Source organism: Streptomyces smyrnaeus, from assembly GCF_017676345.1.
Classification (GTDB): Bacteria; Actinomycetota; Actinomycetes; order Streptomycetales; family Streptomycetaceae; genus Streptomyces; species Streptomyces smyrnaeus.
Window position 1 is genome coordinate 103,911 of record NZ_JAFFZM010000014.1, and the last position, 13,912, is coordinate 117,822.

The 13,912-nt window shown below is 71.9% G+C and carries 11 protein-coding genes; 5 read left to right on the plus strand and 6 right to left on the minus strand.

Translation table 11 applies throughout. The features are described from left to right. Positions 1-339: 339 nt before the first annotated feature. The gene (locus tag JW613_RS22650) at positions 340-4,191 is read left to right on the plus strand and encodes an ABC transporter ATP-binding protein (RefSeq protein WP_372447983.1); all 3,852 of its coding nucleotides are present in this window, start codon (positions 340-342) and stop codon (positions 4,189-4,191) included. Between the two features lie 30 nt (positions 4,192-4,221). Here the strand turns inward: JW613_RS22650 and JW613_RS22655 are convergent, their stop codons facing one another. Further along, entirely contained in the window at positions 4,222-4,452 is a 231-nt protein-coding gene (locus JW613_RS22655) for a hypothetical protein (protein WP_209212730.1), read from the minus strand. Between the two features lie 16 nt (positions 4,453-4,468). Beyond that, the gene (locus JW613_RS22660) at positions 4,469-4,966 is read right to left on the minus strand and encodes an NUDIX hydrolase (protein WP_209212731.1); all 498 of its coding nucleotides are present in this window, start codon (positions 4,964-4,966) and stop codon (positions 4,469-4,471) included. Between the two features lie 158 nt (positions 4,967-5,124). On the opposite strand from JW613_RS22660, the gene JW613_RS22665 reads away from it, so the two are divergent. Then, positions 5,125-6,549 (plus strand): S28 family serine protease, encoded by a 1,425-nt coding sequence (locus JW613_RS22665; protein ID WP_209212733.1) that lies wholly within the window; start codon positions 5,125-5,127, stop codon positions 6,547-6,549. Between the two features lie 52 nt (positions 6,550-6,601). Here the strand turns inward: JW613_RS22665 and JW613_RS22670 are convergent, their stop codons facing one another. Both JW613_RS22670 and JW613_RS22675 read right to left on the minus strand, forming a co-directional pair. Next, positions 6,602-7,429, minus strand: coding sequence for a sugar phosphate isomerase/epimerase family protein (locus JW613_RS22670; protein WP_209212735.1), 828 nt, complete (start codon positions 7,427-7,429; stop codon positions 6,602-6,604). 108 nt (positions 7,430-7,537) lie between these two features. After that, complete coding sequence (locus tag JW613_RS22675) at positions 7,538-8,761, minus strand: LacI family DNA-binding transcriptional regulator (protein WP_209212736.1); 1,224 nt, start codon at positions 8,759-8,761, stop codon at positions 7,538-7,540. A 212-nt stretch (positions 8,762-8,973) separates the two neighbouring features. On the opposite strand from JW613_RS22675, the gene JW613_RS22680 reads away from it, so the two are divergent. Genes JW613_RS22680 through JW613_RS22690 form a run of 3 tightly spaced genes read left to right on the plus strand, consistent with a single transcriptional unit; the run spans position 8,974 to position 12,202 of the window. Further along, the gene (locus JW613_RS22680) at positions 8,974-10,161 is read left to right on the plus strand and encodes a Gfo/Idh/MocA family protein (RefSeq protein ID WP_209212737.1); all 1,188 of its coding nucleotides are present in this window, start codon (positions 8,974-8,976) and stop codon (positions 10,159-10,161) included. After that, positions 10,158-11,366, plus strand: coding sequence for a dihydrodipicolinate synthase family protein (locus tag JW613_RS22685; protein ID WP_209212739.1), 1,209 nt, complete (start codon positions 10,158-10,160; stop codon positions 11,364-11,366). Before JW613_RS22680 ends, JW613_RS22685 begins: the two co-directional genes overlap by 4 nt. Next, entirely contained in the window at positions 11,363-12,202 is an 840-nt protein-coding gene (locus JW613_RS22690) for a sugar phosphate isomerase/epimerase family protein (protein WP_209212741.1), read from the plus strand. Before JW613_RS22685 ends, JW613_RS22690 begins: the two co-directional genes overlap by 4 nt. A gap of 199 nt (positions 12,203-12,401) precedes the next feature. Here the strand turns inward: JW613_RS22690 and rbsD are convergent, their stop codons facing one another. Further along, positions 12,402-12,791, minus strand: coding sequence for a D-ribose pyranase (gene rbsD, locus JW613_RS22695; protein ID WP_099881148.1), 390 nt, complete (start codon positions 12,789-12,791; stop codon positions 12,402-12,404). Next, entirely contained in the window at positions 12,788-13,834 is a 1,047-nt protein-coding gene (locus JW613_RS22700; protein ID WP_209212743.1) for a ribokinase, read from the minus strand. Before JW613_RS22700 ends, rbsD begins: the two co-directional genes overlap by 4 nt. Between the last annotated feature and the right edge of the window lie 78 nt (positions 13,835-13,912).

Below are 13,912 nucleotides of genomic sequence, written 5' to 3' on the forward strand. Positions count from 1 at the left end.
CGAACCCCGGCAAATCGTCCGCTCAGTCACTGACTGCCACTGGTTTAATACGGGACGTTACTAAATTTGATCGGTCGATGTGCATTCCGTGGAAGTTCTCGACAGACTGCACAAGCGATCCCGCGGGAAGACGGCGCGGAGCGGTCGCGGAGCTGGCCTCGTGGGGGGTGCCGGCCCGCACGCACCCAGGGACGCGCCGTCGGTGGCCGGGGCGGCCTCGGAAGAGCCAAGGGCTCACCGGGCCGCCTTCGGTCACCCTCATCCTCACCCTCCTCCTCCCCTCACCCCTCACTCCCTCGCCTCGACCCTGGCGCTCCGGAATGAAAATCCGCTCCTTCGATGTTGGGCTTTCCGCAGGGGAGCCGGGGCAAGGCCCAACACGAAGGGACTGGGGACGTCGTGACGGAGGAGAGTGCGAGTACGCCGGGCTGGGCCAGGCGGCTTGCCGGGTACTGCTGGCGGTACAGGCGTGCGGTCGTGCTCGCGCTGGGCGCCTCGCTCGGCGGCATGGCCGTCATGGCGATGGTCCCGCTGCTGACCAAGATCATCATCGATGAGGTGGTGGTCGGCGGCCAGGGCAGCCTGTGGACGTGGATCGGGCTGCTGCTCGCCGCCGCCGTCGTCATCTACGTACTGACCTACGCCCGCCGCTACTACGGCGGGCGGCTCGCCCTGGACGTCCAGCACGACCTGCGGACCGAGATGTACCGCTCGATCGTGCGGCTGGACGGGCGCAGCCAGGACGAGCTGTCCACCGGGCAGGTCGTCGGACGCGGCACCAGCGATCTGCAGCTGGTGCAGAGCCTGCTGTTCATGCTGCCGATGATGATCGGCAACGTGCTGCTGTTCCTGGTGGCGCTGGTCGTGATGCTCGTCCTGTCACCGCTGCTGACGCTGGTGTCGGTGGCCGTCTTCCCGCTGCTGTGGTGGGTGGCCAACCTCAGCCGCAAGCGCCTCTTCCCCGCGACCTGGTACGCGCAGCAGCAGGCCGGTGCGGTCGCCTCCGTGGTGGACGGATCGGTCACCGGCGTCCGGGTGGTCAAGGGGTTCGGTCAGGAGGCACAGGAGACCGGCAAGCTCCGGGACATCAGCCGGAAGCTGTTCGCCGGCCGGCTGCGCACCGTACGCCTCAACGCGCGCTACACCCCGGCCCTTCAGATGGTGCCCTCTCTCGGCCAGGTCGCCATGCTGGCGCTGGGCGGCTGGATGGCCACCCGCGGCCAGATCACGCTGGGCACCTTCGTCGCGTTCTCCACCTATCTGGCGCAGCTGGTGGGCCCCGTCCGGATGCTCGCCATGATGCTCACCGTCGGACAGCAGGCACGGGCAGGCGTCGAGCGGGTCTACGACCTGATCGACACCGAGCCGCAGATGGCCGAGAGCCCCTACGCACGCGCCCTGCCGAAGTCCGCCGACGCTTCCGTCGAGTTCGAGGACGTCACCTTCGGCTACGCGCCGGACAACCCGGTGCTGGACGGCTTCAGCCTGCGCATCGAGCCCGGTGAGACGGTCGCCCTGGTGGGCGCCAGCGGCAGCGGCAAATCCACCGTCTCCATGCTGCTGCCGCGCTACTACGACGTGACGGGCGGAGCGGTGCGCGTGGGCGGCCAGGACGTGCGCGAGCTGACGCTGGACTCGCTGCGCTCCGCCATCGGCCTCGTCCCCGAGAACCCCTTCCTGTTCTCCTCCTCCATCCGGGAGAACATCGCCTACGGTGCCCCCGACGCGACCGACGAGGAGATCCGCGCCGCCGCCCGGGCCGCGCAGGCCGACCGCTTCATCCAGGAGCTGCCCGACGGCTACGAGACCGCCGTCGGCGAGCAGGGGCTGACCCTCTCCGGCGGTCAGCGTCAGCGCATAGCGCTCGCCCGCGCCCTGCTGACGGACCCGCGTCTGCTGCTGCTGGACGACGCCACCTCGGCCGTGGACGCCCGGGTGGAACACGAGATCCACGAGGCGCTGCGTGAGGTGATGGCGGGCCGTACGACGCTGCTGATCGCCCACCGGCAATCCACCCTGGCGCTGGCCGACCGCATCGCGGTGCTGGAGGGCGGGCGGCTGGCCGACATCGGCACCCACGAGGAGCTGACCGAGCGCTGCGCGCTCTACCGCCGGCTGCTGACCGACCCGGACGAGCTCGGCGATGTGGAGCGCGACCCGGCGGGGATGGCGGTGCACGACGCGCACGACACCGTCGACGGGGTGACGCCCGAGCTGTGGGTGCGCGAGCAGGAGCCGGAGGCCGACGGTGCCGATCAGGGAGGCCTCACCGGTACCGCCGCGGCACAGGCCGGACGGCCCGGTGCCTTCGGTGCCGAACTGGCGGGCCTGCCCGGCAGCCCGGAACTGCTCGCCAGAGTGGCCGCGCTGCCACCCGCCGACGACACCCCGGACGTGGACGAGGAGCGTGCCGAACAGCGGGAGGACAACTACGGACTCCGCCGACTGCTGCGCGGCTTCGGCAAGGCGCTGCTGGTCGCTCTCGTCTTCGCCGCGCTGGACGCCGGGTTCGGGCTGATGCTGCCCGTACTGATCCGGCACGGCATCGACGACGGGGTGGAGAAGGGCGCGCTGAGCGCTGTCTGGGTCGCCTCCGGGCTGGCACTGGCCGTGGTCATCGCCCAGTGGGGCGCGCAGATCGGCTCGCTGCTGCTGACCGGGCGCACCGGAGAGCGCGTGCTGTACGCCCTGCGGGTGAAGATCTTCGCGCAGTTGCAGCGGTTGGGGCTCGACTACTACGAACGGCACCAAGCGGGCGCCGTGATGACCCGTATGACCACCGACGTGGACGCGCTGTCGACGTTCCTGCAGACCGGCCTGGTCACCGCTGTCGTCTCGCTCTTCACCTTCCTGGGCATCCTGGGCGCGCTGCTCGTCCTCGACGTCGAGCTGGCGCTGGTCGTCTTCGCGACGCTGCCGCTGCTGGTCATCGGCACGGTCTTCTTCCGCAGGCAGAGCGTCAAGGCGTACGAACTGGCCCGCGAGCGGGTGAGCGTGGTCAACGCGGACCTGCAGGAGTCGGTCGCCGGGCTGCGCATGGTGCAGGCGTTCCGCGGTGAGGAGCGCGGCGCCGAGCAGTTCGAGCGGCGCAGCGACGGCTACCGCCGGGCGCGGGTGCGCGGCCAGTGGCTGATATCCGTCTACTTCCCCTTCGTGCAGCTCCTCGCCTCCGTGGCGACCGCCGCCGTGCTCGTCGTCGGCGCCGGACGGATCGAGAACGGCACACTGACGGCGGGCGCGCTGGTGGCCTATCTGCTCTACATCGAGCTGTTCTTCGCCCCGGTGCAGCAGCTCTCGCAGGTCTTCGACGGCTACCAGCAGGCGGCCGTCTCGCTGCGCCGTATCCAGGAGCTGCTGCACGAGAAGAGCAGCACGCCGCAGGCCGCTTCGCCGCGGGAGTTGACGGCGGTGGACGGCCGGGTCGAGTTCCGGGACGTGCACTTCCGCTACGCCACCGCCGACCCGGAAGGCACCCAGGGGGACGAGGCCGCGCTCTCGGGCGTCGGGCTGACCATCCCGGCCGGTCAGACCGTCGCCTTCGTGGGGGAGACCGGGGCGGGCAAGTCCACGCTGGTCAAGCTTGTCGCGCGGTTCTACGACCCGAGCCGGGGCGCCGTCCTGGTCGACGGTCAGGATCTGCGCGAGATCGATCTGACCGGCTACCGGCACCGGCTCGGAGTCGTCCCCCAGGAGCCGTACCTCTTCCCGGGCACCGTCCGGGACGCCATCGCCTACGGCCGTATGGACGCCACCGACGCCGAGGTGGAGGCGGCGGCCCGGGCGGTCGGCGCGCACGACATGATCGCCTCCCTGTCGGGCGGCTATCTGCACGAGGTGGACGAGCGGGGCCGCAATCTGTCCGCCGGGCAGCGGCAGTTGATCGCGCTGGCCCGGGCGGAGCTGGTGGATCCGGCGATCCTGCTGCTGGACGAGGCGACTGCGGCGCTGGATCTGGCGACCGAGTCGCTGGTCAACCAGGCGACGGACCGACTGGCCGGTTCGCGCACCACTTTGGTGGTGGCGCACCGGCTGACGACTGCCGCGCGTGCCGACCGGGTGGTCGTGCTCGACCACGGAAGGGTCGTCGAGGACGGCACGCACGAGGAACTGGTGGCGCGAAACGGGCGCTACGCGCAGCTGTGGCGGACGTTCACGGGGGAGAGGACACCCGCGAGCCCGTCCCGCGTGTGAGGCGGACCGGGCGGCGCCGCACGGGCGGGCTCAGCGGGCGCCGCGGTTGCGCGGATGGGCCCGGGCGGCACGCTCGTTGCCGCGCTTGTAGTTGCCCGTCCAGCGGGCCATCACCAACTGGGCGTCACCGGCGCGGACCTCCTGGAGGAAGCGGTCGGCGCGCGGACCGCGCAGGGTGGTGACCGGGCGGCCGTGGTGGGTGATGACCACGGCCGCCGTCGCGTCGTGCTGCTCGTAGGCGAATCCCTGTGGTCTCGGCATACGCCGACGGTACGCCTCAGGTGCCGCAGAGGCCGACCACATATTCGTCCACCGTCTGCACCTCGCCGTAGGGCAACGGCTCCTGCCCCGTGCGCCAGTGGATATCGGAGATCTCGTCGGTCGCGGTGAAGGGGAGCACCCGTGTCAGTTCCCCGGTGTAGACGGCGCCGTAGAGGACGCGCTGCTCGGGCCCCAGCGCGGTGCGGGCGAAACCGGCGAAGCGCAGGGCGGCCGGCTCGACCGATTGGCAGGTCTCCTCGCGCAGTTCGCGTGCCGCCGCCGCACGCGGACTCTCGCCCTCCTCGATGCCGCCGCCGGGCAGCTCCCAGCAGGCGCGGCTGCGCACATGCACCATCAGCAGTCTGCCCCCGTGCCGGACGGCCAGCAGCACATAGCCGACGGGCGCGTCCGGGAAGCGGGTCTCCTCCGGTTCGCGGTGGAAGGACAGCAACCGCATCCCGCGTGGACCCGTGGCCAGCGGAGCGGGTGTCGGCGAGGTCGCGGGATCAGTCATGTCGGCAGCGTAACCCCGGGCGCGGACAGCCCTTCCGGCACCGCTGAGCGGTGCGCGCGCTCCCGTATTCCGTACACCTGGTCGCTGAGGGGGTCTGGCGGAGCCGGTCGGACGCAGATAGGTTCTCGACGACTTTTGGCGAAGTAAGGGGAGGGTGAATGCGTAAAACGCTCAGATGGCTGCTGTCTTTGGTGGTGCTCATAGGCACCTTCAGCGTCGGCAGCGCCACCGCGGGGGCCGCCACCACGGCCGGGACGGCGGCCGACACGGACATCAAGGACCGCATCCTCGCGGTGCCCGGGATGAGCCTCATCGAGGAGAAGCCCGTCGACGGATACCGCTTCTTCCTGCTCAACTACGAACAGCCGGTGGACCATCGGCACCCCGGCAAGGGCACGTTCAAGCAGCGCATCTCCATCCTGCACAAGGACACCGACCGTCCCACGGTGTTCTTCACCAGCGGCTACAACCTCAACACCAACCCCAGCCGCAGTGAGCCGACGCAGCTGACGGACGGCAACCAGGTCTCCATGGAGTACCGCTTCTTCACCCCCTCCCGCCCGCAGCCCGCGGACTGGTCCAAGCTCACCATCTGGCAGGCGGCGAGCGACCAGCACCGCATCTACAAGGCGCTCAAGAAGATCTACAGCAAGAACTGGATCGCGACCGGCGGCAGCAAGGGCGGCATGACGGCGACCTACTACCGCCGCTACTACCCGCACGACATGGACGGCACCGTCCCCTACGTCGCCCCCAACGACGTGCGCAACGACGAGGACTCGGCCTACTACAAGTTCTTCCGGAACGTGGGCTCCAAGGAGTGCCGCGACCGGCTGAACGGCGTGCAGCACGAGATCTTCGAGCGGCGCGGCGAGATGGTCCAGCGGATCAAGGCGTGGGCGAAGAAGAACGACTACACCTTCAAGCTGGCCGGCAGCGCCGACAAGGCGTTCGAACTGGTCGCACAGGACCTCGTGTGGGCCTACTGGCAGTACAACCTGGAGAGCGAGTGCGACCAGGTGCCCGCCACCGACGCCTCCACCGACACGCTCTACAAGTGGGCCGACGAGATCGGCGGCTGGTCCGCCGGCACCGACCAGGGCATCACCCCGTACGTCCCGTACTACTACCAGGCGGGCACCCAGATGGGGTCCCCGGACTACGAAGAGCCTCTGCTGGACGACGTGCGCAAGTACCCGGGCCTGAACGTGCCCCGCACCTATGTGCCGCGCAGCATCCCGATGGCGTTCAACAAGCACGACAGGGCGATGCGTGACATCGACCGCTGGGTGCGCCACCGCTCCTCGCAGATGCTCTTCGTCTACGGCGAGAACGACCCCTGGGGCGCCGAGCCGTTCCGTCCCGGCAGGCACACCGAGGACACCGCCGTCTACTGGGCGCCCGGGCAGGACCACGGCGCGAAGATCGCCACGCTCAAGGAGGACGACCGGGCGGCGGCGACCCGCATGGTGCTGGAGTTCGCGGGTCTGAAGGTCGACCCGGACAAGAAGCCCAAGCGGCTGACGGCGTACGACAAGAAGCTGGACAAGCCGCGGAAGGACACGCTGGAGCTGCGTCCCTGACGCCGGATCGGCCGGGCACCTCCGCCCGGCCGTCCGAGCCGCGCCGCGTCGCTCAGGCGGCGTCGGCCAGCAGCCCCAGCAGATGCTCGCGTACTCGCGGCAGCAGCTCGGGCAGCTCACTCACCTGGGGGTACCAGCGCTTCTCGTACTCCCAGCACAGCCACTCGACGCCCGTCCCCTCCCCGGGGGCGGGCGTCCGGGCGTCCGCGGCGCGGGTGAGCAGCTCCGCGACGTCGGCGAGCGGCAGCACCCCCTCGCCGGGTGGCAGCGGCGTCGTGTCCTGACGGGAGGCGATGTCCTTCACCTGCACATAGCCCAGGTGCGGGCCCAGCAGCCGGTACGTCTCTTCGGGCTCCTCGCCACCGCGCCAGGTGTGCATCACGTCCCACAGCGCGCCGGCGCCCGGATGGTCCACCGCGTCCAGGACCCTGGCCGCGTCGGCGCCCGTGCTGTGCGAGTCGTGCGTCTCCAGCAGCACCCGCACACCCAGACCGGCGGCGATCGCGGCGGCCTGCCGCAGCCGTCGTACGGCCGTCGCGTCGCCCGTTGCGCGGTCGGGGCCGCCTCCGGGGAAGACCCGGACGTACGGCGCGCCCAGGTCGTGTGCCAGCTCCACCAGGGCGCGCACTTCGTCGAGTACGGGCGCGTCGTCGCCGCTGTCGGCCATACGCGGATACCCGGCCACGCACAGCAGCCGGATGCCGGACTCGGCGAACTGCCGCACCACCTGCTGCCGCTCGTCCCGGCCGAGCCCCGGGTGCACGGGTTCCTCGGGGTGGGCACGCAGTTCCACCCCGTGGAAGCCCGAGCGGTCGGCCAGGCTGAGCACTTCGGGGACGGGCACACCGGGGATGCCGAGAGTGGAGAACGCGAGTCGCATGCGCTCACCCGACCAGATGCCCCGCCCTCCGGCAAGGTTCCCAAAGGACGTGTCGGCCGTACCGCGCCGGTGCTGCCCGGCACATCCGACCGGCGACCGGCCGACGCCTCAACCCCCGGTGCGCGGCGGGGCGGTGGAGGCGCGGAGCCGCAGTTCGTGGCGTACGGTCACGATGCCGCTCGGCGGGGGCGCCAGCGTTCCCAGCGCGAGCTGTCCGGCGCGGGCACCCGCCTCCTGCAGCGGCAGGCGGACGGTGGTCAGCGCGGGGGAGGTGTCGACGCTGAAGGGCAGGTCGTCGAAGCCGGCGACCGACACGTCCTGCGGGACGCGCAGACCCATCTCGCGCAGCGCCGCGCACACGCCGAGTGCGACGGTGTCGTTGGCGGCCAGCACGGCGGTCGTCCCGGGCGCCCTGCGCAGCAGTTCGCGGGCGCCCTGGTAGCCGCAGGAGCGGTCGTAGCCGCCGCCGTGGACGGTCAGCTGCTCGGCCCGGTCGGCGGTGACTCCACCGTGCGCCGCCAGTGCGGCACGGTGACCCTCCAGCCGGTGCCTGGTGGTGGTGCGCTCGGCGGGGCCCGCGACATAGCCGATGTGCCGGTGGCCCAGTGCCAGCAGGTGTTCGGTCAGCTCGCGGGCCCCGCCGTAGTTGTCGAACGCGACCGTGAGAACGCCGCCTCGGGTGCCGTCGTGCGCGGCGCTCAGCGGACCCCGGTCGCCTGCCGCCGAGCGCGGCTTCGCCGAGGACACCGGCCCGGACGGCGGTGGGCCGGACAGCTCCGGTCCGGACGGCGGTGGGCCGGGCTGCCGTGCGCCGGTCCCGGTGGCGGCCGCCGGTTCGTCCAGCGGCGGTCTGCCGCACAGCACGATCCGGGTGCCGCCCGCGGCCAGCCGCCGCAGCCGGGTGGTCAGGGCGGCGCTGTGCTGCGGGTCCTCCACCGCGCCACCGGTCAGTACGATCGCCGCGGCACGCTGGCGCTGCAGCAGCGTCAGATAGGTGAGCTCCCGTTCGGGTGAACCGCCGGTGTTGCACACCACGGCGAGTTTGCGCGGGCCGGGCCCGTCCGTCCGGCCCTCCAGTTCGCCCTGGACGGCACCGGCGATGATGCCGAAGAACGGGTCGGCGATGTCGTTGACGAGGATGCCCAGCAGGTCCGAGCTGGCGGCGGCCAGTGAGCTGGCGGGGCCGTTGACGACGTACTCCAGCTCGTCCACCGCGCGCAGTACGCGGCTTCTGGTGGCGCCCGCGACGGGGTAGTTGCCGCTCAGCACGCGGGAGACGGTCGCCGACGAGACGCCCGCGCGTGCCGCGACATCCGCCAGGGTCACTGCCATCCGTTCCTCCGCCTCGTCCCGGTCGAGGGCTTCGAGGACATGTTCCCACGCGGACGAGTGGTGCCCTACCGTGCGCCAAGTCCCTTGCCCGTGCCGTACCCCGGGGCTACCGTGAGTGGCTAGTAAGCGCTTACTACGCGCACTTGTCACACGCTTACCACGCACGCTTGCCACCGCGCCCTCCACCGCCGACAGCAGGGAGACGAGCCCACGTGTCACGCAGGACAGTCCGGATCGCCATGAACGGCGTCACCGGCCGGATGGGACACCGCCAACACCTCGTACGCTCCGTCCTCGCACTGCGCGAGGAGGGCGGCATCGACCTCGGCGGCGGCGAGACGCTGTGGCCCGAACCCGTCCTGGTGGGCCGCAGGGAGCACGCGCTGCGCGCCCTCGCACACGAGTACGGACTGGATCCTCAAGCCGTCTCCACCGACCTGGACGCGGTGCTGGCCGACGACAGCATCGACATCTACTTCGACGCCCAGGTCACCTCGGCGCGTCAGGAAGCCCTCAAGAAGGCCATCGCGTCCGGTAAGCACATCTACGCGGAAAAGCCCACCGCCACCTCGCTGGACGGCGCCCTGGAGCTGGCGAGGGCGGCGTCCCGGGCCGGCGTCAAGCACGGCGTCGTCCAGGACAAGCTCTTCCTGCCCGGACTGCGCAAGCTCGCCCGGCTGGTCGACAGCGGCTTCTTCGGCCGGGTGCTGTCGGTGCGCGGCGAGTTCGGCTACTGGGTGTTCGAGGGCGACCGGCAGAGCGCCCAACGCCCCTCCTGGAACTACCGCGCGGAGGACGGCGGCGGCATCGTCAGCGACATGTTCCCGCACTGGGAGTACGTGTTGCACAACCTCTTCGGCCGCGTCACCTCCGTGCAGGCGCACGCCACCACCCACATCCCGCGCCGCTGGGACGAGCGGGGCGAGCCCTACGAGGCGACGGCGGACGACGCCGCCTACGGCATCTTCACCCTGGAGGGCGGCGCCGTCGCACAGATCAACTCCTCCTGGGCGGTACGGGTGCACCGGGACGAACTGGTCGAGTTCCAGGTGGACGGCACCGAGGGCTCCGCCGTCGCCGGTCTGCGCGGCTGCCGCTACCAGCATCGCGCCGGTACGCCGAAGCCGGTGTGGAACCCGGACCTGCCCGCCACCGAGCGCTTCCGCGCACAGTGGCAGGAAGTGCCCGACAACGACGGCGACGAGGACACCAACGGCTTCAAGGCGCAGTGGGAGCTGTTCTTGCGCCACGTCTGCGCCCCGGACACATCCGGCCCGGAAGCCGCCGAGCCCTACCCGTGGGATCTGCTCGCCGGGGCGCGCGGGGTGCAGCTGGCCGAACTGGCACTCATCTCCTCGGCCGAGGGCCGCCGCTGCGAGGTTCCGGAGCTGGAGCTGTGATCCGGCTGCCCGACCCGGACACCGGGGGCACCCGCGGCTACGAGCCGCGCAGCACGCCCTCCGACGCCGTGAGCGCCCACCACGGCGGCGGCACCGGTGCGGGGCTGCCGCTCGACTCCCGTACGGTCCTGGCCGCCGCGCACGTGGTGGCCGACCCGCTGGCCGACACCTCGCCCGACGGCCCCGCGGCACTCGACTGGGACGCCACGCTCGCCTTCCGCCGCCATCTGTGGGCGCACGGGCTGGGCGTGGCCGAGGCGATGGACACGGCACAGCGCGGCATGGGCCTGGACTGGGCAGGGGCTGCCGAGCTGATCCGGCGCTCGGCAGCCGAGGCCGAGGCGGTCGGCGGGCTGCTGGCCTGCGGTGTGGGCACCGATCAGCTCGGCCCGCTCGGACAGCGCCCGGCCGGGGCGCCCGAGCGGGCCCTGGCCGCCGTCACGGCGGCGTACGAGGAGCAGTTGACGCTGACCGAGGACACCGGCGCGCAGGCCATCGTGATGGCCTCCCGCGCCCTGGCCGCTGTCGCGCGCGGCCCCGAGGACTACGAGAGCGTCTACGGCACGCTGCTGCGCCAGGCGAGCCGTCCTGTCGTCCTCCACTGGCTGGGTCCCATGTTCGACCCGGCGCTGGAGGGCTATTGGGGCAGCAGCGACCTGGACGAGGCCACCGACACATTCCTGCGCATCATCGCGGCGCACCCCGAGCGGGTCGACGGGGTGAAGGTCTCGCTGCTCGACGCCGACCGCGAGGTGGCACTGCGCCGACGGCTGCCGGCGACGGTGCGCTGCTACACCGGTGACGACTTCCACTACCCGCAGCTGATCGAAGGTGACGAGGCGGGCCACAGCGACGCGTTGCTGGGCGTCTTCGACCCGCTCGCCCCGCTGGCCGCACACGCCGTACGACTGCTGGACTCCGGGGACGGCGCGGCGTTCCGGGCCGCGCTCGACCCCACCGTCCCACTGGCGCGCCACCTCTTCCAGCAGCCGACCCGCTACTACAAGACCGGTGTGGTACTGCTCGCCTGGCTGGCGGGGTACCAGCAGCACTTCACGATGGTCGGCGGGCTGCAGTCGGCCCGCTCCCTGCCGCATCTGGCAAGCGCCTACCAACTCGCCGACTCGCTGGGCCTCTTCCCCGATCCGGACCGCGCCGAGCAGCGGATGAAACAGCTGCTGACCGTCCACGGAGTGGCCCAGTGAACCCGGGCCAGGGCCTTGCCAGGCTGTCGATCAACCAGGAGACCGTCCGCCAGCTGTCCCTTCCCGAACTGGCCGGCAAGGCGGCGGAACTGGGCATCGGAGGGGTTGGCCTGTGGCGCGATCCGGTGCGCGCCTACGGGCCCGCCGCCGCGGCCCGGCTCCTGCGCCAGCACGGGCTGGCCGTCACCTCGCTGTGCCGGGGCGGCTTCTTCACGGCGCGGGAGGCCGGGGCGCGCCGCGCCGCGCTGGACGACAACCGGGCCGCGCTCGACGAGGCCGCCGAACTGGGCACCGGCCTCCTGGTGCTCGTCTCGGGGGGACTGCCGGACGGCGAGCGGGATCTGGCGGCGGCCCGCGAGCGGGTCGCCGACGCGCTCGCCGAACTCGCCCCCTACGCACGGGAACGCGGCGTACGGATGGCCGTCGAGCCGCTGCACCCGATGTACGCCTCCGACCGGTGCGTGGTCTCCACGCTCGGCCAGGCGCTCGACCTGGCCGAGCGGTTCCCCGCCGACGAGGTCGGGGTGGTGGTGGACTCCTACCACCTGTGGTGGGACGAGCGGGTGCCGCGGCAGATCGCACGGGCGGGGGAGCAGGGCCGTATCGCGATCCTCCAGCTCGCCGACTGGGTCACCCCGCTGCCCGAGGGCGTACTGCTGGGCCGGGGGCAGTTGGGGGACGGCGCGATCGACCTGCGGGCCTTCCGCACCTGGACGGATGCCGCCGGCTACCGGGGCCCGGCCGAGGTGGAGATCTTCAACCCGGCGCTGTGGGAGCGCGACGGTGCCGAGGTGCTGCGGGAGACCGCGGCGCGGTATCTCCAGCACGTCCTTTGAGGCCGTACGCACCAAGCGGACGCCAGGCTGCCGAAAAAGTCACCCAGCGCGGTGCAACCCTTTCGCTCCGTGGTGTGTCGAACCTGGTATCGGCGCTCCCTTGGGGGGAAGAAGCGGGAGGCCGAGGGGGGATACGAAGGGCCCGGTCCGCGGACCGGGCCCTTCGTGAAGCTTCATCCCGGCAGTCGGTGCCGGCGACTCAGAACGGCACTCCGCAGCGCAGCGCCACGTTGGCGTACGGTCTGGCCTCACCGGTGCGCACCACCAGCCGTGCCTGCCGGGTCAGCGCCTTCAGTTCCTCGTGCGGCACCAGTTCGAGGCCGGGGAAGTGACTGTCCAGCAGTGCGCCGCACTCCGGGTTGGCCTGCCGCACCTCCGCGGCGGCGACGGCGCCTTCGACCTCCAGCTCCTCCAGAAGGCCGGTGAGTACTTCGGCGAAGGAGGGCACCGAGGCGCGGAAGGCGAGGTCGACCACGGTCGGCCCCTCGGGGATGGGAAGACCGATGTCGCAGACGACGACGAGGTCCGTGTGCCCCAGCCGCGCCAGGGCGCCGCTGAGATGACGGTTGAGTATGCCGGTCTTCTTCATTCCGCTCTTTCCTGGGCGTCGGCTTCCTCGGCGTCGGCTTCCCGGGCGTCGGCCGCGCCGATCTCCTCCGCGCCGGGGTAGGACTCCTGCGCGCCCGGGCGGGTGACGGCGAGGGCGCCGACGCGTACGGCGTAGCCCACGGCGTCCTCCAGCCGGTCACCGCGGCCCAGCCGCCAGCCGAGCGCGCCGGTGAAGGCGTCGCCCGCTCCGGTGGTGTCCACGGCCCGCACCCGGGGACTGGGTACCCGCACCATGCCGATCCCGTCCGTCGTCTCGCTGCCCACTCCGGGCCCGGCCACCAGCGCGCCCTCGGCTCCCAGGGTGACCACGACGCTGCGCGGGCCCAGCGCCAGGAGAGCGGTGGCCCACTCCTCGGGGTCGGCGGTCAGCGACTGCCCGTCGTCCAGCAGGAGCCGGGCCTCGTGCTCGTTGAGGACCAGCGGGTCGCACAGCGCCAGTACGTCCTCGGGCAGGCGGGCGGGCGGCGAGGGGTTGAGCACCAGACGGGCACCGTGCTCGGCGGCGGCCCGTGCCGCCGCGGCGACCGTCTCCAGGGGGATCTCCAGCTGGAGGGAGACGACGGCAGCGGCCTCGAACAGCTCGCGCGCCGCCGCCACGTCGTCCGGTGTGAGCCGGGCGTTGGCGCCGGGGGAGACGACGATGCTGTTGTCGCCGGCCGCGTCCACGGTGATGAGGGCGACGCCGGTCGGTGCGTCCTTGCCCTCCGCGGCACCGTCGGTGCCGCTCTTGCCCACTGTGCCGGGCGTGTCCGTCGATCCCACGAGGAGCCCCGCCAACGCGGCGCCCGCATCCCGCTGGGCCTCGGCCAGCATTCGGCCGTACGCGTCGTCGCCGACGCGCGCCAACAGCGTGGTGCGGGCGCCGAGCCGGGCGGCTGCCGCCGCCTGGTTCGCGCCCTTGCCACCCGGGTGGATCATCAGATCCGACCCGAGCACCGTCTCGCCGGGGCCCGGTCGGCGGTCGAGACCGATGACCAGGTCGGCGTTGGCGGAACCTACGACCAGCAGGTCGTATGCGTGCATCCGGGGTGCTCCTTCTCGTCCCGTGCGGGCACGGCTGCCCGCGACGGGCCGTTCAGCCTGTCGTCCGTCCGGCTCCCG